Raw genomic sequence first — 20,709 nt, forward strand, 5'->3', positions numbered from 1 at the left:
GTGAGACGCCGGGGTGGGGTTATCCCCCGCCGGACCAGGGCGGCCGACCTCATGGCGCGCGGGCGCACCGCACGGCACGCTAGCCGGTATGACCGCACCCATCTCCGTCGCCGGCCCGGCGGCGTCCGAAACCGGGGGCAGGGACCGGGACAGGGACCCGGACCCGCTGCCGCCCGCTCGTTTCGCCTACGACGTGCCCACCTGGAAGGAGATCACACATCTCCTGCTGAACCTGCCGGCGGCGCTGTTCGGCTTCGTCTACGTGATGTGCGTGCTGCTCACCGGCACCGCGCTGACGGTGACCGTGGTCGGCTTCCCGCTGCTGGCCGCCGGCCTGATGGGGGCCCGGCAGCTGGGCAGGCTGGAACGGACGCGGGCCCGGGCGCTGCTCGGGGTGCGGGTGGACGAGCCGAGCCGGCTGCCGCTGGGCCGCGCGCGGGGCCGGTCCAGCCGGCTGTGGCTGCTGCTGAAGGACCCGGTCGGCTGGCGTACGGCCCTGTACTGCTTCATCCGGCTGCCCTGGGGCGTCCTCACCTTCTGCCTCGTCCTTCCGTCGCTCTTCGTGCTGTGGCCGGTGCTGCCCTTCCTCGCGCGGGGGCTGGCGAACGTGGACCGGGTGATGGTGCGCGCGCTGCTGTCGCCCTCCGACGAGCTGGAGCGGCGGATCGCCGAGCTGGAGTCGGACCGGGGCGTCGTGGTGGACACCGCCGCCGCCGACCTGCGGCGCATCGAGCGGGACCTGCACGACGGGGCGCAGGCGCGGCTGGTCAATCTGGCCATGGGGCTGGGGCTGGCCAAGGAGAAGCTGCTGGAGGACCCGGACGCGGCGGCCGCGATGGTCGAGGAGGCGCACGGCGAGGTGAAGCTCGCGCTCCAGGAGCTGCGCGACCTGGCGCGCGGCATCCATCCGGCGGTGCTGACCGACCGCGGTCTGGACGCGGCCCTGTCCTCGGTCGCCTCGCGCTGCACGGTGCCGGTGAAGGTGACGGCCGACCTGGCCGAGCGACCGGCCGAGGCCATCGAGGGCATCGCCTACTTCACCGTCTCCGAGCTGCTGCAGAACGTCAGCAAGCACAGCGGGGCCAAGTCGGCCTCGGTGGAGGTGTGGCGGTCCGGCGACCGGCTGCTGATCCAGGTGTGGGACGACGGCCGCGGCGGCGCGCGGCTGGACGGCGGTACGGGGATGCGGGGCCTGGCGGAACGGCTGGGCGCGGTCGACGGGCTGTTCGTCGTCGAGTCGCCGCAGGGCGGCCCCACCACCGTCACGGCGGAACTGCCCTGGCGGGACCGCGCGGCGGGATCCGGACCGGGCTCCGGTTCCGGTCCGGCCGCGGGCGCCGCTCTCGGGAGGTAGGGAAAACCCCCGGGCCAAGAGGCCGACCCGCTCCATGGTCCCGCGACCCGCGGCCGAGCAGGCTGGTGGTGGAGCGGGACGAGCAGGCGAACGCGGCACACGAGACGACGCGGCACGCGCCGTGGCACACGAGGGGAACGGGACGACAGCGATGGCCACCCAGTACGGATCGCAGTACGGGCAGGGTTACGGACAGGGGTACGGGCCGGCCGGCGGGCCCGGGGCCCCCGGCCGGCGCGGGCACATCCTGCCCTCCGGGCTGCGGGCGCCGTTCGAGGCGCGCAGCTGGCGGGAGTTCGGCTACGTGCTGCTGGGCCTGCCGGTCGGCATCCTGCTCTTCACGTACGCCGTCACGATGGTGTCGCTGGGCGCCGGCCTGCTGGTCACGTTCCTCGGGATCCCGGTGCTGGCGGGGGCGCTCGCGGGCTGCCGGGGGTTCGGCACGCTGGAGCGCGCGCGGGCGCGCGGGCTGCTGGGCCTGGAGGTGGGCGAGCCGGAGCCGCTGCGGGCCAAGGGGCACGGCCTGCTGGCCTGGACGGGAGCGGTGCTCAGGAGCGGCGCCTCCTGGCGGGCCCTGCTCTACTCGGTTGTGCAGTTCCCGTGGGCGGTGTTCTCCTTCGTGGTCGCCGTGGTCTCCTGGACCATCGGCTGGTCGCTGCTGACCTACCCGCTGTGGTTCTGGGTCTTCCCGATGTGGGCGGGGCGGGGCGGCATCCAGCTCTACAGCGACGCGCACCACAACATCTACCTCGACAACCCGTTCGAGATCACGACGACCGGGCTGGTGGGGCTGCTGCTGACGCTGGTCACGCCGTGGATCGTACGGGCGCTGACGACGGTGGACCGGGTGCTGGTGCACGGACTGCTCGGGCCGTCGCGGCTGTCGGCGCGGGTGGTGGAGCTGGAGTCGGACCGGGGCGTCGTGGTGGACACCGCCGCCGCCGACCTGCGGCGCATCGAACGCGACCTGCACGACGGGGCGCAGGCCCGGTTGGTGGCGCTGGCGATGGATCTCGGGCTGGCCAAGGAGAAGCTGGCCGAGGACCCACGGGCCGCGGCACGGATGGTGGACGAGGCGCACGGCGAGGTGAAGACGGCGCTCCAGGAGCTGCGGGACCTGGCGCGCGGCATCCATCCGGCGGTGCTGACCGACCGGGGACTGGACGCGGCGCTGTCGGCGGTGGCCTCGCGCTGCACGGTGCCGGTACGGGTCGAGGTGGACCTGGCCGAGCGGCCGGCGCCGGCGATCGAGGGGATCGCGTACTTCACCGTCTCCGAGCTGTTGCAGAACATCAGCAAGCACAGCCGGGCCCGGTCCGCCACGGTGGACGTGTGGCGCTCCGAGGGCCGGTTGATGCTCCAGGTCGCGGACGACGGGGTCGGGGGCGCCGAGGCCGGCGCGGGCTCCGGTCTCGCCGGGCTGACCGAACGGCTGGACGCGGTGGACGGCGTCCTCCTGGTCGACTCTCCGGTCGGCGGGCCCACCCGGGTGACGGCGGAGCTGCCCTGGCGGCGCTGAGCGCCCGGGGAAGTCGCGGACGGCAGGCCGAGCACGTGGAGGACCTGGGGGCCCGCCCCCGAGCCTCTTCGGGGCGCCTCGCCCCCGGGCCCGACGAGGCTCGGCGGCGCGCCCTGCAGCGGACGCCCGCGCACCCGCCTGGCCCCCGAGCGCACACAACCGGTACCAGGCCGCCCGCAACCGGTCCCCCGGGCGCCCGGAACCAGCCACTGGAGCGCTCGGAACCGGCCTCGGCCGCCCGTGACGAGCCCCCCGGCGGCTCCGAGCGCCCCCCTGCTTCCCCCCGCTCGGGCGCGGCACGGTCCGGATGCTGGAATGCTGGACCATGTCGCCGTCACGCGGACGGCGTGGAGCGAGGCTGTGGGGGACCGAGGATCGTGGAGGACAGGGTGCGGGTGGTCATCGCCGAGGACTCGGTGCTGCTCAGAGAGGGCCTGACCCGGTTGCTGACCGACCGGGGGCACGACGTGGTGGCCGGTGTCGGCGACGCCGACGCGCTGATCAAGACCATCGCCGAGCTGCACGACGGGGGCGAGCTGCCCGACGTCGTCGTGGCGGACGTGCGGATGCCGCCGACGCACACCGACGAGGGGGTGCGGGCCGCGGTGCGGCTGCGCAAGGCCCATCCCGGGCTGGGCGTCCTGGTGCTCTCGCAGTACGTCGAGGAGCGGTACGCCACCGAGCTGCTCGCCGGTTCCAGCCGCGGGGTCGGCTATCTGCTGAAGGACCGCGTGGCCGAGGTGCGGGAGTTCGTCGACGCGGTGGTCCGGGTGGCCCAGGGGGGCACGGCCCTGGACCCGGAGGTGGTCGCCCAGCTGCTCGGACGCAGCCGCAAGCAGGACGTGCTGGCGGGTCTCACCCCGCGGGAGCGGGAGGTCCTGGGGCTGATGGCCGAGGGGCGGACCAACTCGGCGGTCGCCCGGCAGCTGGTGGTGAGCGACGGCGCGGTGGAGAAGCACGTCAGCAACATCTTCCTGAAACTCGGCCTCTCCCAGAGTGACGGGGATCACCGGCGTGTTCTCGCCGTCCTCACCTATCTGAACTCCTGATCGGTTGACACTGAGTCAGTAACAGGCACGGACGTCGAGTCGATCACGAGCACGCGGCGAGTACGGGGGCGGAGCATTCCGAAGGAGGTCCGGCGGATCGGCACGGCGTGACAGCGCGACACGTCCAGGCGTCGGACCGTCTCACGGGTACGTCCAGCATGCGATCGGTGCGGAGAAGGCGAACCTGACGGTCGTAGGGTTGAAACCGGGAATGGTCTTCGGGAAGTCCGCTCCCACACAGCCGCCTCGAAGGAGGTCCAGTTCAGTGACCAGCCAGGTCAGCAGTCCAGCGGAACAGGCCGACGGAGCCGTCGTGGGAGAGCAGCGCAAGGCGGCCGGGGTGAAGGACGTACGCCGTCTGGAGCGGGTGATCATCCGGTTCGCGGGCGACTCGGGTGACGGCATGCAGCTCACGGGCGACCGGTTCACCTCCGAGACGGCGTCGTTCGGCAACGACCTGTCCACGCTGCCGAACTTCCCGGCGGAGATCCGCGCCCCCGCAGGCACCCTGCCGGGCGTCTCCTCCTTCCAGCTGCACTTCGCCGACCACGACATCCTCACCCCGGGAGACGCGCCCAACGTGCTGGTCGCGATGAACCCGGCCGCCCTGAAGGCGAACATCGGCGACCTGCCGCGCGGCGCGGAGATCATCGTCAACACCGACGAGTTCACCAAGCGCGCGATGCAGAAGGTCGGCTACGCCGCCTCCCCGCTGGAGGACGGCTCGCTGGACGGCTACCAGCTGCACCCGGTGCCGCTGACCACCCTGACCGTCGAGGCGCTGAAGGAGTTCGACCTCTCCCGCAAGGAGGCCGAGCGCAGCAAGAACATGTTCGCCCTGGGGCTGCTGTCGTGGATGTACCACCGGCCGACCGAGGGCACCGAGAAGTTCCTGCGGAGCAAGTTCGCCAAGAAGCCGGACATCGCGGCGGCGAACATCGCCGCCTTCCGGGCGGGCTGGAACTTCGGCGAGACGACGGAGGACTTCGCCGTCTCCTACGAGGTCGCCCCGGCCACCAAGGCGTTCCCGGTCGGCACCTACCGCAACATCTCCGGGAACCTGGCCCTGGCCTACGGCCTGGTGGCCGCCTCCCGCCAGGCGGACCTGCCGCTGTACCTGGGCTCCTACCCGATCACCCCGGCCTCGGACATCCTGCACGAGCTGTCCAAGCACAAGAACTTCGGCGTCCGCACCTTCCAGGCCGAGGACGAGATCGCCGGCATCGGCGCGGCCCTGGGGGCCGCCTTCGGCGGTTCGCTGGCGGTCACGACGACCAGCGGCCCGGGCGTGGCGCTGAAGTCGGAGACGATCGGCCTGGCCGTGTCGCTGGAGCTGCCGCTGCTGATCGTGGACATCCAGCGCGGCGGCCCGTCCACGGGCCTGCCGACCAAGACGGAGCAGGCGGACCTGCTGCAGGCGATGTACGGGCGCAACGGCGAGGCCCCGGTCCCGGTCGTCGCCCCGCGCACCCCGGCCGACTGCTTCGACGCCGCCCTGGACGCGGCGCGGATCGCGCTGACCTACCGCACGCCGGTGTTCCTGCTGTCCGACGGCTACCTGGCCAACGGCTCCGAACCGTGGCGGATCCCGGAGACGGCGGAGCTGCCCGACCTGACCGTGCGGTTCGCGCAGGGCCCCAACCACACCCTCGCCGACGGCACCGAGGTGTTCTGGCCCTACAAGCGGGACGCCAGGACACTGGCCCGCCCGTGGGCCGTCCCGGGCACGCCGGGCCTGGAGCACCGCATCGGCGGCATCGAGAAGCAGGACGGCACGGGCAACATCTCCTACGACCCGGCCAACCACGACTTCATGGTCCGCACCCGCCAGGCCAAGATCGACGGCATCGAGGTGCCGGACGTCGAGGTGGACGACCCGGACGGGGCGCGCACGCTGGTGCTCGGCTGGGGATCGACGTACGGGCCCGTGACCGCGGCCGTACGCCGGCTGCGCACGGAAGGCGTGGCCATCGCGCAGGCCCATCTGCGCCACCTCAACCCGTTCCCGAAGAACCTCGGCACGGTCCTGCGCGGCTACGACAAGGTCGTCATCCCGGAGATGAACCTCGGACAGCTCGCCACCCTCGTCCGGGCGAAGTACCTGGTGGACGCCCACTCCTACAACCAGGTCAACGGCATGCCGTTCAAGGCGGAACAGCTCGCCACGGCTCTCAAGGAGGCCATCGATGGCTGAGACGTCCACGGAAGGCAGGACCGCCGGCACGGCCCAGGCGCTCTCCCTGGTGCCGAAGGCCGAGGCCAGACAGTCCATGAAGGACTTCAAGTCGGACCAGGAAGTGCGCTGGTGCCCCGGCTGCGGCGACTACGCCATCCTCGCCGCCGTCCAGGGCTTCATGCCGGAGCTGGGCCTGGCCAAGGAGAACATCGTCTTCGTCTCCGGCATCGGCTGCTCCTCCCGTTTCCCGTACTACATGAACACCTACGGGATGCACTCCATCCACGGCCGGGCGCCGGCGATCGCGACGGGCCTGGCGACCTCGCGGCGCGACCTGAGCGTGTGGGTGGTCACCGGTGACGGCGACGCGCTGTCGATCGGCGGCAACCACCTGATCCACGCCCTGCGCCGCAACGTCAACCTGAAGATCCTGCTGTTCAACAACCGGATCTACGGCCTGACCAAGGGCCAGTACTCGCCGACCTCCGAGATCGGCAAGATCACCAAGTCGACGCCCATGGGCTCGCTGGACGCGCCCTTCAACCCGGTCTCGCTGGCCCTCGGCGCGGAGGCGTCCTTCGTGGCGCGCACCATCGACTCCGACCGCAAGCACCTCACGCAGGTGCTGCGCCAGGCCGCCGACCACCCCGGCACCGCGCTCATCGAGATCTACCAGAACTGCAACATCTTCAACGACGGAGCCTTCGACGCCCTGAAGGACAAGGAACGGGCCGAGGAGGCCCTGATCCGTCTGGAGCACGGGCAGCCGATCCGCTTCGGCCGGGACGGCGGCCGCGGGGTCGTGCGCAACCGGGACACCGGCGACCTCGAGGTCGTCACGGTCACGGCCGGCAACGAGGCGGACCTCCTCGTCCACGACGCCCACGCCGCCTCGCCGACCACCGCCTTCGCGCTGTCCCGCCTCGCCGACCCGGACACCCTGCACCAGACCCCGATCGGCGTGTTCCGGTCCGTGGAGCGCCCGGTCTACGACACCCTGATGTCCGACCAGCTCGACACCGCGGTCGAGCAGCGCGGCAAGGGCGACCTGGCCGCACTGCTGGCCGGCGGCGACACCTGGACGGTCATCGGCTGACCCTCGGGTCCGTCGAGTTCACCAGGCCCGGGCACGCGCACGACGCGGCCCGGGCCTGCTGCCCGCCTGCCCCGCCGTGCCGGGGCCTCCCGCCTGCCCCACCGTGCCCGGCCTGCCGGGTCTCGTCGTACTCACGCCTCGTGGCGGGCGCGGGCGTTCGCCCGCCGGACCTCGTCCGGCCTACGCCTCGCGGGCCACGTCGTTCGCCCGCCTGGCCTCGTCGTACGCCTGCCGGGCCTGCTCGACGTCCGCCATGCGGTCCTGGGTCCACCGGGCGAGCACCCGTACCTGCTCGGCGGCCTCGCGGCCGAGGCCGGTGAGGGAGTAGTCGACGCGCGGCGGGATCACGGGCTTCGCGTCGCGGTGCACCAGGCCGTCGCGCTCCAGGGTCTGCAACGTCTGGGCCAGCATCTTCTCGCTGACGCCCCGCCCGCTCACCCGGCCGACGGCCCGGCGCAGCTCACTGAAGCGGTGCGGCCCCTCCAGCAGCTCGATCAGGACGAGCACCCCCCAGCGACTGGTGACGTGCTCCAGGACGAGCCGGTACGGGCACATCGCCGCGTCCTCGTTCCTCCGCGCGGCACCTGCCGCCGCCCCTCCCGCACTTACCGTCATGTATGTACCTTACTTCAAGGTGGGTACTTTCCGATAGTTAGCGCACCTCCTAGGGTGAGTGCCACAAGGCACCCCACAAGGAGATCCCCCTCATGAGCATCGTCGTCACCGGAGCCACCGGACACCTCGGCCGTCTTGTCGTGGAGCAGCTGCTGGAGCAGGTCCCGGCCGATCGGATCACCGCGGTCGTCCGCACCCCGGAGAAGGCCGCCGACCTCGCCGGGCGCGGCGTGCGGATCGCGGTCGCCGACTACAACGCCCCCGAGACCTTCGACGGCCTGTTCGCGGCGGGCGACAGGGTGCTGCTCGTCTCCGGCAACGAGTTCGACAAGGGCCGCGTCCAGCAGCACCGGGTCGTCATCGACGCCGCCAGGGCGGCCGGTGTCGCGCTGCTCGCCTACACCAGCGCCCCCGGCAGCCTGCGGGCCGCGCTCGCCGACGACCACCGCGGCACCGAGGAGGCCCTGCTCGCCTCCGGACTGCCGTACACGCTGCTGCGCAACGGCTGGTACCACGAGAACTACACCGAGAACCTCGCGCCCGTCCTGGCGCACGGCGCCATCGTGCAGGCGGCCGGGGAGGGACGGCTCTCCTCCGCCGCGCGCGCCGACTACGCGGCCGCCGCCGTCGCGGTGCTCACCGGCGAGGGACATGAGAACAAGACGTACGAGCTGGGCGGGGACGAGGCGTGGGGCTTCGCCGAGTTCGCCGCCGAGCTGAGCCGGCGGACCGGCCGGGAGATCGGGTACCGGCAGGTCTCCGTCGAGGAGTACCAGGGCATCCTGGCCGGGGCTGGGCTGCCGGAGCCGGTCGCGGCGATCCTGGCGGGTGTGGACGCCTCCATCGAGAAGGGGGAACTGGTGGTCGACAGCGGCGACCTGTCCCGCCTGACCGGCCGCCCCACCACCCCGCTGGCCGAGGCGATCACCGCCGCGCTCGAGGACTGATCCCTCCCGGCAGGACGCCCGTGCCCCACGGCCCCCTCTGTCATGACCGTATTGCGATACGGGCATGACAGAGGGGGCCGCCCGGCGCTACCTTCTTGCCTGCTGCACGGACGCAGCCAGGCAGGCATGAAGGAGGGGCCGTGACCGACAAGCCGAGCGGCGAGCGGCGCACAGGACTGGTGAACGGCTTCGCGGCCTACGGGATGTGGGGCCTCGTCCCGCTCTTCTGGCCACTGCTCAAGCCCGCCGGAGCGGTGGAGATCCTCGCCCACCGGATGGTGTGGTCCCTCGCCTTCGTGGCCGTCGCCCTGATCGTGGTACGCCGCTGGGCCTGGGCCGGAGAACTGCTGCGGCAGCCGCGCAAGCTCGGGCTGATCGTGGTCGCCGCCGCGGTGATCACCGTCAACTGGGGCGTCTACATATGGGCCGTCAACAGCGGCCATGTGGTCGAGGCCTCGCTCGGCTACTTCATCAACCCGCTCGTCACCATCGCGATGGGCGTGCTGATCCTCAAGGAACGGCTGCGGCCCGTGCAGTGGGCGGCGGTCGCCACCGGCGCCGCCTCCGTGCTCGTGCTCGCCGTCGGCTCCGGCCGGCCGCCGTGGATCTCCCTCTGCCTCGCCTTCTCCTTCGCCACGTACGGGCTGGTGAAGAAGAAGGTCAACCTCGGCGGCGTCGAGTCACTGGCGGCCGAGACCGCCGTGCAGTTCCTGCCCGCGCTCGGCTATCTGCTGTGGCTGGGCGCGCACGGCGACGCCACGTTCACGAGCGAGGGCGCCGGGCACGCCGCGCTGCTCGCCTCCACCGGCGTCGTCACCGCGGTGCCGCTGGTCTGCTTCGGCGCCGCCGCGATCCGTGTGCCGCTGTCCACGCTGGGCCTGCTGCAGTACCTCGCCCCCGTCTTCCAGTTCCTGCTCGGGGTCGTCTACTTCCACGAGTCCATGCCCGCCGAACGCTGGGCCGGGTTCGCCCTGGTGTGGCTCGCGCTGACGATGCTGACCTGGGACGGACTGCGCTCGGCGCGTCGGGCGGCCCGGCTCCGGGCCGAGCTCGCCGCCGACCTGACCGGCACGCCCCCGGCCGGAGCACCCCGGATCCAAGCGCCCCGGGCCGGCGGTCCGGCAGCCGGCGCGACCGGTGCGGTGGCGGCGGGGCAGGCGCCGGCGCCCGGCTCCGGCCCGGCGGACACCCGTCCCAGCTCCGATCCCGTGGGGGCCTGAGACTCCAGCGTCCTCCGCTCGGACGGGACCGGAAGCGCGCCCGGTCCGAACGGAGAAACCCAAGTGGTTCCGCTCCCGCGGGCGCGGTGCGTGCGCCCGCGCCTGAATCGGTCACCCCCGGCCGCGGGCGCGTTCGGATCAGGCGGCCGGCCCCGGCCCGGCCGCCTGCCGGCGGGCCCGTTCGGTGAGGCGGCCCATCCGGGCGCGGGCGGAGTCCAGTTCCTCGATGTCCTCGGCGGCCGGGCCGTCCTCGGCGGTGAGCTCCGTCCACAGGCCGATCAGCTCGCGGCCGAGACCGAGGCCCCGGTCGGGGTCACGGACCGCGCGCCAGGCGGTGGCCGCGCTCAGTACGTCGCCGTAGGCGCCCTCCTCGTCCCCCGCGCGGCGGTGGACGCGGGCCAGGTCGAGCGAGATCCGGAAGGCCCGCAGCGGGTCACCGGACAGGTAGGCGATGTAGGCGGAGAGCTCCCGCAGCCGCAGCACCTCCGGGTGGTCGGGACCGAGCGTCGCGGAGGCTTCCGTGAGGGTGCTGTCCGCCAGGGCCGCCGCCTCCTCGATCCGGCCCGCCCCGACGGCCTCGTTGACCCGCGCCAGCGGCTGGGCGAGCAGGACGGGGCCCGAGTCGCCCGGGGCGTTCCTCGGGTCCTCCCCCAGGACCGCCTCGGCCACGGCGTCGAAACCGCGGACCGGGGTGGGCTTCGGATCGGGATCGACGACGGCCTCGGGGCCGACGACGGTGTCCGCGAGGTCGGCGGCCTCCGGGGCGGCGCCAGGTGCCGGGGCTGCGCCGGATGCCGTACCAGCGGCGGCCGGACCGGCGTCCATCACCGGCGGCGGGCCGAACTGTCCCGTGGGGGCCGTCGCCGTGCCCGGCGGCGTACCCGGGACAGCGGCCGGGAAGGCGGCCCGGGACACGGTGGGGCCCGCGCCGTCCGGCTGCCCGGGGACGGCGGGCGGTGCGAAGACCGGGGCGGGCTCGTCGGCGGACCTCGACCGGGGCACCGCGCGCAGCGGGAAGGTCGGCGCCGGCTCGTGCGCCGGCGCCGGCACCCGCCGCAGCACGTGCGTGGCCGTGTCCTCCTGCGGCCGCGCCCCCCGCGGTGTCCCCGGAGGCGTCTCCCGGGACGGCGTCCCGGGGTGCGCGGCCCGGCTCGGCCACGGTGCCGCTCCGGCCGACTCGGGGACGGCGGTGCGCCGGGGCTCGGCGGTGAAGGTGCTGGAACCGTCCGCGTGGACCTGGAGGGGGACGACGTAGCCGATGCGTTCGTCGGTGACGGTGGCGAGGACCGGGCGGCCGGTGGCGAGGGCGATGCGGTGCAGGTGGTTCAGCACGGCCTGCTGGATCTCCTCGCCGGGGGCCGGGTGGATCCGTACGCCGCCGACCGAGGCCCAGGCCCCGGCCAGGGGCCCGGAGCCGGCCCCGTCCGCGGGCACGTGGACGGCGATCGGCGCCGCCACGGACGCCGTCGAACGCACGGCGCGCTTCTCTTCCCGCTTCTTCTCGCGGCTCAGTCGAGACATCGTCTCCCTCACTCGGATGCGAGCCATCCGGCCCTACGCGTACTGTCGAGTTTCTCCGCTCGCCTGCGCTCCCCGCGTCACCACGACGTCACAGACTCGCACCAGGAACCGTGCCCCTGTGACCGGGGTAACGCTCCGAGCGCCAGGACCGTCGGGATGACGAGAGAGGGAACGGGCATGCGAACCGGCGTGCAACAGGGACCGGAGATCTGGATCCGCGGGCCGGTGGCCGCCGCTCACGCCCGCGCCGGCGCCCGCCCCGGCGCCGAGAGCGCGACCGGCGCCGTCGCCGACACACCGGAACGTATGCCCGGTCACCCCGTCGGCATACCCACCGGCATACCGCCCGCGGCCCCGCGGCGGTTCTCCTGGGTGGCCGCGCACGGCGGCGCGGGCACGACCACGCTCGCCGCCGTGTACGGCGGTCGCGACTGCGGACGCGACTGGCCCGGACCCGACGCGCCGCGGACGGTGCTGCTCGTCGCCCGGACACACGCGGCCGGGCTGGAGGCCGTCGTGCGGGTGCTGGAGGGGTTCCGCCGGGGCGAGGCCCCGGCCGGCCTCGACCTCGACTCCGTGGTGCTCGTCGCGGACGCGCCGGGCCGGCTGCCGCGGCAGCTCGCCCAGCGCGTGCGGCCGATCGAGGCCGTCGTGGGCGTCCACCGCGTCCCGTGGGTGTCCGGCTGGCGGCTCGGCGACCTGAGCGGCCGGCCGCCCCGCGGGACCGAGCCGCTGGCCCGCCTCACCGGAGCGGCGGGACGGTCCCGCTGACCGCTCGTCACCGTCGGAGCCCTACGCGGTGATGTCCTTGGTCGTGAACCGCGCCCAGGCCGCCGAGCCGAACACGGCCGCGTACAGCGCCTGGAGCTCCAGGTTCCTCACCAGGTCGTCCCAGTAGACCGGCTCGCGCATGAGGTCGGCGAAGGACAGCCAGCCGTGCGAGAAGAGGTACGGCTGAATCGCGTGCAACTGCGGTATCTGGTCGAGGATCTGAACGGTGATCAGCAGTCCCACGGTGGTCGCCATCGCCGCGATGCCGCTGTTGGTCAGCGTCGAGACGAACAGGCCGAGGGCCGCCAGGCCGGTCAGGGAGGCGGCGACGACGAGGGCGATGAGCAAGGCCCGGCCCAGCCCCTCGCCGAAGCCGATCCGCGTGCCGGAGATGGTCGTCAGGTCGCCGAGCGGAAAGAGCAGCGCGCCCACGGCGAGAGCCGAGACGGCGACCACGAGGGTCGCGACCAGGCAGAAGGCCATCACCGTGGCGTACTTGGTGAGCAGCAGGCGGGTGCGGCCGGCCGGGGCCACCAGCAGGTAGCGCAGGGTGCCCGCGTTGGCCTCGCCGGCGATCGAGTCGCCCGCGACCACTCCCACCGCCAGCGGCAGGAACACCGGCAGCGTGGCCGCCAGCGCGGTGAAGACCAGGAAGAGTCCGTTGTTGGTGATCTGGGCGATGAACGCCGGCCCCTCGCCGCCCCCGCGTGCCGCCGGCGAGCCTCCCCGCGTCTCGATCCGGACGGCCACCCCGACGAGGACCGGCACGGCGGCCAGCACCCCGAGCAGGGCGAGGGTGCGCCAGCGCCGGAAGGTGATCGCCAGCTCGCTGCGCAGCAGCCCGAGCGTCCACAACGGCCTCGCGGCCTCCGCGCCGGCCCGGCCCCAGGCCGTCGCCGCCTCAGCCCGCGACATCGAAACCCTCCCCCGTGAGTGCCACGAACGCGTCCTCCAGCGAGGCCCGTTCGACGCCGAAGCCGCGGACCCGGACGCCCGCCGTCACCAGCGCGGCGTTCACCTCGGCGAGGTCGCGGTCCGGTGGCTCGCCGGTCACCCGGTCGCCGACGACGGCGATGTCGCCGACGCCCTGCTCCTTCAGCACCCCGGCCGCCTCACCCGGGTCGGGTGTGGTGACCACGAGCCGGCCGCGCGCCCCGGCCGCCAGCTCGGCCACCGGCCCCTGGACGACGAGCCTGCCCTGTGCCATGACCGCCGCGTGCGTGCACACCTGCTCGATCTCGTCGAGCAGGTGGGAGGAGAGGAAAACGGTCGTTCCGTCGGAGGCCAGCTCCCGGACCAGGGTGCGGATCTCCCGCATGCCCTGCGGGTCGAGGCCGTTGGTCGGCTCGTCCAGGACGAGCAGTCGGCGCGGCCGGAGCAGCGCGGCGGCCAGACCGAGACGCTGCTTCATGCCCAGGGAGTACGCCCTGGCCTTCTTGCCGGCGGCGGCCGTCAGGCCCACCCGCTCCAGCGCGGCGGCGACGCGGCGGTGCCGGTCGCGCGGGTCGGCGGTCGGGTCGGCGGCGTCCTGGCGCAGCAGGTTGTCCCGGCCGGAGAGGAAGCCGTACAGGGCCGGCCCCTCGATGAGCGCGCCGACGTGCGGGAGCACGGCGCGCGCCGAGCGGGGCATGGGCTGCCCCAGCACCCGGGCCGTGCCGGAGGTGGGCTCGATGAGCCCCATCAGCATGCGGATGGTGGTGGTCTTGCCGGAGCCGTTCGGACCGAGGAAGCCGAAGACGCTGCCCGCCGGGACGGTCAGGTCGAGACCGTCGACGGCGAGCTGCCCGCCGCGGTAGCGCTTGGTGAGCCCACGGGTGCGGATGACGCCGTCGTCCGCGTCCCGCGCCACCGGTCCCGGAGCCGGGTCCGGGACCGATCGCGGCTCCGCCGCCGTCACCGTCCGCGGTTCCGCGGCGGACGCCTCGTCCATCGGCTCCCTCGATCCGTCGTGCCTCTCGCCTGCTTACCGCCCGGCGTCCGCCGCCTTCACCAGCACGTCCTTGGTGACGGTGCCGACGTAGGCCTTGCCGTCGTCCGTGATCAGGGCGTTGACCAGTCGGGTGGAGAAGACCGTGCCCTTGCCGAACTCGCCGCTCACCTGGTCACCGAGCGAGCCGAGGAAACCGCCCAGGGCGCCGTCGCCGGAGGACGACGGTATGCCGCCCTTGGCGCCGGTGTCGAAGACGGCGATGGAGTTCCAGCCCTTGCCGAGGACCTTCATCCCGTCCCCGCCCGCGGCGAGACCCTCCAGCGGGGAGGCGTCCTTGCGGGGGGCGCCGGGCGTGCGGGCGTGCTCACCCGCCCCGGCGTCCTCGCCCTCGGTGACCTTCGCGCCCTTGGGCGGGGTGAAGTCGAAGGTGGCGGCGGCCGGCTCGGCAAAGCTGATCCGCGTGAAGCCGGCGTCGACGACCGCGGCGCCGCCGCCCGCCGGGGTGAGCGTGAACTTCAGCGGCAGCCCGGTCGTGGAGTCCACCGCGATGCTGATCGCGCCGACCGTGGTGCCCGAGGCCTGCTTGGGCTTGACGACCAGTCGGTAGGCGTCCCGGCCGGCGACCTGCGCGGTGCCGCCGACCGTCACCGAGGTGGTGTCGTCGACCGACTTCAGGATCTCGTCGGCGAAGTCCTTGGGCGTGACGGGCGCCTCGTCCTTCCCCTTCTTCCCGTCCTGGGCCGCGGTGCCGTGGTAGACCTCGTCGGACTTGCTGTCGTAGCCCCAGACGTCCTTGCCGTTGTGGATCAGGCTGTACTCGGCGGCGCTCTCGATCAGCGAGACCTTCTGCCGGTCCTGCCCGTCGGCGGCGACCCGCAGGGTGTGCGTGCCGGAGGCCAGCTCGGTCAGCTTGGAGGCCGGGTCGGCGGACGATCCGGAACCGTCCTTGACGGCGCCGGAGGCGAGGCCGCTCTCCAGACCCCCGAGGTTCGGCAGGCCGAGGTCGGTGCTGATCCTGACGGTGCCGGACAGCCGCTGGACGTCCGACTTGGCGATCTTCTCGATGAGCTGCTGCGCGGTGATCTTCGGCAGATCGGGGTCGCCGGAGTCGGCGAGGGCCGGGACGAGCCCGATGGTCGCCGCCGCCACCCCCACCACCGCGACCGGGACGCCGTACCGCGCTGCCTTGCGCCGCGCCGAGTACCGGCCGTCGGCCTCCTCGGCGCCCCTGCTGTCGTCGGATTCGTACGGTGCCATGTGTGCCCTACCTCCGTCGTCGGCGGCGGCTGCCCGTCTCTCGTACTGCTCCCACCCCGAGCCGCCATTCTCACCCGAATCGGTGAGGAGTGGTGTGGTCCGTGGTTCCATCTGACCAAATCGGCGGCGTGGAAGCGTCAGACCGCGGAGCCAACTCCGCGTACGCCTGCGGTATGACACACAAGGGCGGCACCCTCCCCCTCCCCGTAGGGGTCGGGGTGGAGAGCGCCGTTCGCACGGGAGCGCCGACCCGGTGCCCGGCGGCCTCCGGGGCGGGCGGCGGAACGTGCCCAGGGGGCGGGCAGGGGCGGGAGGCTCCCGGTTCCGGTCTAGCCGGCCCGGTGCACCACCGCGTCGCACAGTTGCAGCAGGGCCGCCTTCGCGTCGCACTCCCGCAGCGGGGCCAGCGCGGCCCGCGCCTCCTCCGCGTAGCGCACGGTGTCCCGGCGGGCCTGCTCCAGGGCCGGGTGCGCGCGCAGCGCCGCCAGCGCCTGCGCGTGCCGCGCGTCGTCACTCAGGTCGGAGTCCAGCAGCTCGCACAGCGCGATGTCCTCGGCCAGCCCCAGCCGCGCCACGCGCTCGCGCAGCCGCAGCACGGGCAGCGTCGCGATGCCCTCGCGCAGATCGGTGCCCGGCGTCTTGCCGGACTCGTGCGAGTCGGAGGCGATGTCCAGCACGTCGTCCGCGAGCTGGAAGGCGACGCCGAGCCGCTCGCCGTACTGGGTCAGCACGTCCACGACCGTCTCGTCGGCCCCCGACATCATCGCCCCGAACCGGCACGAGACGGCCACCAGCGACCCCGTCTTGCCGCCCAGCACGTCCAGGTAGTGGTCGACCGGGTCCCGGCCGTCCTGCGGGCCCGCCGTCTCCAGGATCTGCCCGGTGACCAGGCGTTCGAACGCCAGGGCCTGCACCCGGACCGCCTCCGGTCCGAGGTCGGCGAGGATCTGGGAGGCGCGGGCGAACAGGAAGTCGCCGGTCAGGACCGCGACCGAGTTGCCCCATCGGGTGTTCGCGCTGGCCACCCCGCGGCGCACCGCGGCCTCGTCCATCACGTCGTCGTGGTAGAGCGTCGCCAGGTGGGTCAGCTCCACGACCACGGCCGACGGCACGATGCCCGGCGCGTACGGGTCGCCGAACTGCGCCGCGAGCATCACGAGCAGCGGCCGAAACCGCTTCCCGCCCGCCTTGACGAGGTGCTGCGCGGCCTCCGTGATGAACGGGACCTCGCTCTTGGTGGCTTCGAGCAACCCTTCCTCGACAGCCGTCAACCCGGCCTGGACATCGGCTTCGACAGCCTGGTCCCGCACGCTCAGCCCGAATGGCCCGACGACGGTCACGAGGGGTCTCCTGTCTGCTGGTGTCTGCTGGCGATTACACGGTTTGTCGATAGGTCGCTGCCATCACTCAAGTCAGCGTATCCGGTCAGGTTTCGATCACCGCTAGCGCCCACCGATACAGGGCGGGCGGTATCGGAGCTCACCCGATATGCCATCGATCACCACATATGCACAGATATTTATCGACTCACTCCTCCCTACCCACGGCCACTCCGCTCGCACACACGCCCACAGGTACAGGCGTACGACAGGGCCATGGCGTCACGCGAAGTGACGACCGCCACATCCGTTCGCCCCATAGTCCGATTTAACCCTATTGACATTGCAATTCCGGTTAGCCGTAATTGCTCCCGCTGTCAGCAAACCGTGAGTTGGGTCACGCCCCACCTCCGACCCCTCCCGTCTCGACCGCGACCTCTTTCCCGTTCCCCGCAAGCCAGTTGACACTTGGCGACTGCAAAGGATCAAGCATCCCAAAAGCCTCAGACCAAGGTCAACTAGGGCGATGTGTGAATTCGGCACTTGTCCGGGAGATGTGCTCTCGCATACGTTCCGGGCCGTCGGGCGGACGCCGAATCCTGCCGCCGCCCGGAATCCATCGACCCAGCACCACGGCAGGAGCGGGGGACCCAGGTAAGTCGCCGGGCCGGAGCGCCGTACGTCGTCCTACGTCGTACGCCGTGCCGGAACGGCTCGGGGTGAAGCCGTGCCCTTCGGGGCGCGGCCGGGCACCTCCCCGCCCGAACCCGACAGCTCACCTCGCAGGCGACGGAGAGGAATTACCCATGCCCGCAATCGGTCAGCGCCGTACCCGCACCGCCCGCATCCTCCGCACCCTCGCCGTGAGCGGCACGGGTGCCGCCGTCCTCGCCGTCCCGCTCATCGGCGCCACCAGCGCCTCCGCGGCGCCCGCGACCACCACGGCCGTGAGCTCGGCCGCCTACTCGAACAACCTCGACGGCTGGATCCGGGAATCTCTCGCGATCATGGCTCAGAAGGGCATCCCGGGCAGCTACAACGGCATCTACCGCAACGTGATCCGCGAGTCGTCCGGCAACCCGAAGGCCATCAACCTCTGGGACTCCAACGCGGCCAAGGGCATCCCGTCCAAGGGCCTGCTGCAGGTCATCCAGCCGACCTTCAACACCTACCACGTGTCCGGCACGTCGCTCGACATCTACGACCCGGTCGCGAACATCACGGCCGCGTGCAACTACGCGGCGGCCCGGTACGGCTCGATCGACAACGTCAACAGCGCGTACTGACGGACGGGCCCCGGCCGACGAGGCCGGCCCGGATCGGACCTGACCGGGGCCTGACCGGCCTTAAGGAAACAAACGTTCGAGGACGACGGCGATGCCGTCGTCCTCGTTCGACATGGTGACCTCGTCGGCCACCGCCTTGAGTTCGGGGTGGGCGTTGGCCATGGCGACACCCCGGGCGGCCCACTGGAACATGGGGATGTCGTTCGGCATGTCGCCGAAGGCGAGGGCGCTCGCCCGGTCCAGCCCCAGTCGCTCGGCGGCCAGCGCGAGGCCGGTGGCCTTGGTGATGCCGCAGGGCTGGAGCTCGACGGTCCCCGGGCCCGACATGGTGACCGTGGCCAGGGAACCGACCGCGCCGCGGGCCGCCTCGGCCAACTCGTCGTCGGACAGCGACGGATGGCGCAGCAGCACCTTGCTGATGGGCGCGCGCCACAGGTCGTCGCGCCGCTCGACCCGTGCGGCGGGCAGGGTCGGGTGCGGCATCCGGTACCCCGGCTCGATGAGCGTGAGCCCGTCCACCCCGTCCTGGTCGACCGCGGCGTACACCTCCCCCACCTCGGCCTCGATCTTGCCGAGCGCGGTCTCGGCCGTCTCCCGGTCCAGGGTGACCGACCACAGCAGCCGGTCCGCCCCGGCGTCGTAGAGCTGGGCGCCCTGACCGCACACCGCGAGCCCCGTGGTGCCCAGGGCCGCCAGCAGCGGCCGCACCCTCGGCGCCGGCCGCCCCGTCACGACCAGGTGCCGGACACCGGCCGTCGCCACCCGCGCGAGCGCGGCGAGGGACCGCTCGGACACGGTGTCGTCGCCGCGCAGCAGCGTTCCGTCCAGGTCAGTGGCGATGAGGGCATATGCGAGGGGAGCGGCCATGCCCAGAGAATACGGACCCGTCGCACCGTCGGACCCTCGGGAACCGGACGACGACGGAGAGCACAGCCGCCCCTGCCGTCTTCCCCAACTCCCCTTCCCCGGGACCGGCATGCTCCGATGCGCCCGGAACGACCCGCGGTGTGCGGGGTGACGCGCCGTACGGGACGGTGAGCCGTCTCCGGGGCGGTCAGGCGTCTTTGGGGTGGTGCGCCGTGCTCGCGCGGTGCGCCGTGCTCGCGCGGTGCGCCGTGCTCGCGCGGTGCGCCGTGCTCGCGCCGCGTCGCGGGAGCGGACCCGCGCTTTCCGCCGGCGCTGACCCGGCCGGGACAGCCGGCACGGCCGGCCGCGCCGCCGCCGCGGTCCCGCCACAACCGGGGCATCACGGACTCTTTGGGCACTGCCCAAGACAGCACACGCCGCCGTAACGTGTGGCCCGACCACATGAACGTGTGGCCCGACCCCGCATGGAACGCACGGCACACGAAAGAGAGGCAGTACCCGATGCCCCCCTTCGAGGTCCCCGAGGGCGACCCCTTCGGTCCGCACAACCTTCCCTACGGCGTCTTCTCCCGCGCCGGATCACAGGAGAAGACCGTCGGCGTCCGGCTCGGCGACCACGTCCTTGACGCGGGCGCGGCGGCGGTGGCGCTCGGTTCGCCGTACGCCGCCCTGCTCGCGCGGCCGACCCTGAACCCGCTCCTGGCCGCCGGCCGCACCGCCTGGTCGGACGTGCGCCGTGCGCTGACCGCGTGGCTGACGGTGCCGTCCCACCAGGAGACCGTCGCGCCGTTCCTGCACCCGCTGTCCTCGGTGACCCTGCACCTGCCCTTCGAGGTCGCGGACTACGTCGACTTCTACGCCTCCGAGCACCACGCGCGGAACGTGGGCCAGATCTTCCGGCCGGACACCGCCGCGCTGACCCCCAACTGGAAGCACCTGCCGATCGGCTACCACGGCCGCTCGGGCACGGTGGTGGTCTCGGGCACGGACGTCGTACGCCCCTCGGGCCAGCGGAAGGCCCCGGCCGACCCCGCTCCGGTGTTCGGACCCTCCGTCCGGCTGGACATCGAGGCCGAGGTCGGCTTCGTGGTGGGCGTGCCGTCGCGGCTCGGCCGGCCGGTGCCGCTGGAGGACTTCCGGGAGCACGTCTTCGGGCTGTGCCTGCTCAACGACTGGTCGGCGCGTGACATCCAGGCCTGGGAGTACGTCCCCCTGGGCCCGTTCCTCGGCAAGTCCTTCACCACGTCGGTGTCGGCGTGGATCACGCCGCTGGACGCGCTGGAGGACGCCCGGGTGGCCCCGCCGGAGCGGACGCACCCGCTGCTGCCCTACCTGGACGACTCCGCGGACGAGCCCGGCGGTTACGACCTGCGGATCTCCGTCGCGATCAACGGACACGTGGTCGCCGAGCCACCCTTTGCGACCATGTACTGGACGGCCGCCCAGCAACTGGCCCACATGACGGTCAACGGCGCCTGCCTGCGCACCGGCGACCTGTACGGTTCGGGCACGGTGAGCGGACCGGAGCGCGCGCAGCGCGGCTCGCTGCTGGAGCTCACCTGGAACGGCCGGGACCCGCTCGAACTCCCGGACGGCAAGCGCGCGTTCCTCGAGGACGGCGACGTGGTGACGCTGTCGGCCTGGGCGCCGGGCGCGGCCGGAGCCCGCGTGGGCCTGGGAGAGGTCACCGGGCGCATCGTGTCGGGCTGACCGTCCCGAGCCCGCCGGACCGAACGAGCCCGGACCGTGAGAACCCGCCCGGCCCCACGTCGAGGCCGGGCG

The 20,709-nt window shown here is 72.9% G+C and carries 17 protein-coding genes and 1 riboswitch; of the genes, 10 read left to right on the forward strand and 7 right to left on the reverse strand.

Translation table 11 applies throughout. The annotated features are described in order from the left end of the window. Positions 1–88 precede the first annotated feature (88 nt). The 5 genes from ACF061_RS08510 (at position 89) to ACF061_RS08530 (ending at position 7,194) form a co-directional block, all read left to right on the forward strand. Positions 89–1,354, forward strand: coding sequence for a sensor histidine kinase (locus ACF061_RS08510; protein ID WP_392266027.1), 1,266 nt, complete (start codon positions 89–91; stop codon positions 1,352–1,354). Positions 1,355–1,505: 151 nt separating this feature from the next. Further along, complete coding sequence (locus tag ACF061_RS08515; protein ID WP_392266028.1) at positions 1,506–2,873, forward strand: sensor histidine kinase; 1,368 nt, start codon at positions 1,506–1,508, stop codon at positions 2,871–2,873. Between the two features lie 377 nt (positions 2,874–3,250). Then, on the forward strand, positions 3,251–3,922 hold the full coding sequence (locus ACF061_RS08520) for a LuxR C-terminal-related transcriptional regulator (protein ID WP_392266029.1): 672 nt from the start codon (positions 3,251–3,253) through the stop codon (positions 3,920–3,922). 265 nt (positions 3,923–4,187) lie between these two features. Further along, on the forward strand, positions 4,188–6,116 hold the full coding sequence (locus tag ACF061_RS08525; protein ID WP_392266030.1) for a 2-oxoacid:acceptor oxidoreductase subunit alpha: 1,929 nt from the start codon (positions 4,188–4,190) through the stop codon (positions 6,114–6,116). Beyond that, complete coding sequence (locus ACF061_RS08530; RefSeq protein ID WP_392266031.1) at positions 6,109–7,194, forward strand: 2-oxoacid:ferredoxin oxidoreductase subunit beta; 1,086 nt, start codon at positions 6,109–6,111, stop codon at positions 7,192–7,194. The genes ACF061_RS08525 and ACF061_RS08530 overlap by 8 nt, the downstream gene beginning before the upstream one ends. A gap of 180 nt (positions 7,195–7,374) precedes the next feature. Here the strand turns inward: ACF061_RS08530 and ACF061_RS08535 are convergent, their stop codons facing one another. Beyond that, on the reverse strand, positions 7,375–7,809 hold the full coding sequence (locus ACF061_RS08535; RefSeq protein ID WP_392266032.1) for a winged helix-turn-helix transcriptional regulator: 435 nt from the start codon (positions 7,807–7,809) through the stop codon (positions 7,375–7,377). 92 nt (positions 7,810–7,901) lie between these two features. Between ACF061_RS08535 and ACF061_RS08540 the strand changes: the two genes are divergently transcribed. Continuing rightward, positions 7,902–8,756 (forward strand): SDR family oxidoreductase, encoded by an 855-nt coding sequence (locus ACF061_RS08540; protein WP_392266033.1) that lies wholly within the window; start codon positions 7,902–7,904, stop codon positions 8,754–8,756. 140 nt (positions 8,757–8,896) lie between these two features. After that, complete coding sequence (rarD, locus tag ACF061_RS08545) at positions 8,897–9,976, forward strand: EamA family transporter RarD (RefSeq protein ID WP_392266034.1); 1,080 nt, start codon at positions 8,897–8,899, stop codon at positions 9,974–9,976. Between the two features lie 138 nt (positions 9,977–10,114). On the opposite strand, the gene ACF061_RS08550 is transcribed toward rarD, so the two are convergent. Continuing rightward, positions 10,115–11,497, reverse strand: a complete 1,383-nt coding sequence (locus ACF061_RS08550; RefSeq protein ID WP_392266035.1) for a tetratricopeptide repeat protein — start codon at positions 11,495–11,497, stop codon at positions 10,115–10,117. Positions 11,498–11,674: 177 nt separating this feature from the next. On the opposite strand from ACF061_RS08550, the gene ACF061_RS08555 reads away from it, so the two are divergent. Then, positions 11,675–12,268, forward strand: a complete 594-nt coding sequence (locus ACF061_RS08555) for a DUF6668 family protein (RefSeq protein ID WP_392266036.1) — start codon at positions 11,675–11,677, stop codon at positions 12,266–12,268. Positions 12,269–12,289: 21 nt separating this feature from the next. Here ACF061_RS08555 and ACF061_RS08560 read toward each other — a convergent pair whose 3' ends face one another. From ACF061_RS08560 to ACF061_RS08575, 4 genes are all read right to left on the reverse strand, one after another. Next, complete coding sequence (locus ACF061_RS08560; protein ID WP_392266037.1) at positions 12,290–13,183, reverse strand: ABC transporter permease; 894 nt, start codon at positions 13,181–13,183, stop codon at positions 12,290–12,292. After that, on the reverse strand, positions 13,170–14,198 hold the full coding sequence (locus ACF061_RS08565) for an ABC transporter ATP-binding protein (RefSeq protein WP_392266038.1): 1,029 nt from the start codon (positions 14,196–14,198) through the stop codon (positions 13,170–13,172). The genes ACF061_RS08560 and ACF061_RS08565 overlap by 14 nt, the downstream gene beginning before the upstream one ends. Before the next feature lie 33 nt (positions 14,199–14,231). Beyond that, complete coding sequence (locus ACF061_RS08570; protein WP_392266039.1) at positions 14,232–15,455, reverse strand: outer membrane lipoprotein carrier protein LolA; 1,224 nt, start codon at positions 15,453–15,455, stop codon at positions 14,232–14,234. Between the two features lie 329 nt (positions 15,456–15,784). Continuing rightward, positions 15,785–16,795 carry a polyprenyl synthetase family protein gene (locus tag ACF061_RS08575; protein ID WP_392266040.1) on the reverse strand — a complete coding sequence of 337 codons (1,011 nt, stop codon included), beginning with the start codon at positions 16,793–16,795 and terminating at the stop codon, positions 15,785–15,787. A 575-nt stretch (positions 16,796–17,370) separates the two neighbouring features. Beyond that, positions 17,371–17,576, forward strand: a riboswitch (cyclic di-AMP (ydaO/yuaA leader). Positions 17,577–17,580: 4 nt separating this feature from the next. On the opposite strand from ACF061_RS08575, the gene ACF061_RS08580 reads away from it, so the two are divergent. Next, the gene (locus ACF061_RS08580; RefSeq protein WP_392266041.1) at positions 17,581–18,060 is read left to right on the forward strand and encodes a transglycosylase SLT domain-containing protein; all 480 of its coding nucleotides are present in this window, start codon (positions 17,581–17,583) and stop codon (positions 18,058–18,060) included. 60 nt (positions 18,061–18,120) lie between these two features. On the opposite strand, the gene ACF061_RS08585 is transcribed toward ACF061_RS08580, so the two are convergent. Next, a complete protein-coding gene (locus ACF061_RS08585) occupies positions 18,121–18,927 on the reverse strand; it encodes an HAD family hydrolase (protein WP_392266042.1) in 807 nt (268 codons plus the stop codon). A gap of 501 nt (positions 18,928–19,428) precedes the next feature. Between ACF061_RS08585 and fahA the strand changes: the two genes are divergently transcribed. After that, complete coding sequence (gene fahA / locus ACF061_RS08590) at positions 19,429–20,637, forward strand: fumarylacetoacetase (RefSeq protein ID WP_392266043.1); 1,209 nt, start codon at positions 19,429–19,431, stop codon at positions 20,635–20,637. The last annotated feature ends 72 nt before the right edge of the window (positions 20,638–20,709 follow it).

The sequence above is a fragment of the Streptomyces sp. NPDC015220 genome (assembly GCF_043079345.1).
GTDB lineage: Bacteria > Actinomycetota > Actinomycetes > Streptomycetales > Streptomycetaceae > Streptomyces.

Bases quoted from the DNA above. Each gene is read 5' to 3' on its own strand.
- ACF061_RS08535 (WP_392266032.1), bottom strand. From the start codon at position 7,809: ATGACGGTAAGTGCGGGAGGGGCGGCGGCAGGTGCCGCGCGGAGGAAC.
- ACF061_RS08515 (WP_392266028.1), top strand. From the start codon at position 1,506: ATGGCCACCCAGTACGGATCGCAGTACGGGCAGGGTTACGGACAGGGG.
- ACF061_RS08565 (WP_392266038.1), bottom strand. From the start codon at position 14,198: ATGGACGAGGCGTCCGCCGCGGAACCGCGGACGGTGACGGCGGCGGAG.
- fahA (WP_392266043.1), top strand. From the start codon at position 19,429: ATGCCCCCCTTCGAGGTCCCCGAGGGCGACCCCTTCGGTCCGCACAAC.
- ACF061_RS08585 (WP_392266042.1), bottom strand. From the start codon at position 18,927: ATGGCCGCTCCCCTCGCATATGCCCTCATCGCCACTGACCTGGACGGA.
- ACF061_RS08530 (WP_392266031.1), top strand. From the start codon at position 6,109: ATGGCTGAGACGTCCACGGAAGGCAGGACCGCCGGCACGGCCCAGGCG.
- ACF061_RS08540 (WP_392266033.1), top strand. From the start codon at position 7,902: ATGAGCATCGTCGTCACCGGAGCCACCGGACACCTCGGCCGTCTTGTC.
- ACF061_RS08510 (WP_392266027.1), top strand. From the start codon at position 89: ATGACCGCACCCATCTCCGTCGCCGGCCCGGCGGCGTCCGAAACCGGG.
- ACF061_RS08550 (WP_392266035.1), bottom strand. From the start codon at position 11,497: ATGTCTCGACTGAGCCGCGAGAAGAAGCGGGAAGAGAAGCGCGCCGTG.
- ACF061_RS08570 (WP_392266039.1), bottom strand. From the start codon at position 15,455: ATGGCACCGTACGAATCCGACGACAGCAGGGGCGCCGAGGAGGCCGAC.
- ACF061_RS08560 (WP_392266037.1), bottom strand. From the start codon at position 13,183: ATGTCGCGGGCTGAGGCGGCGACGGCCTGGGGCCGGGCCGGCGCGGAG.
- ACF061_RS08580 (WP_392266041.1), top strand. From the start codon at position 17,581: ATGCCCGCAATCGGTCAGCGCCGTACCCGCACCGCCCGCATCCTCCGC.
- ACF061_RS08555 (WP_392266036.1), top strand. From the start codon at position 11,675: ATGCGAACCGGCGTGCAACAGGGACCGGAGATCTGGATCCGCGGGCCG.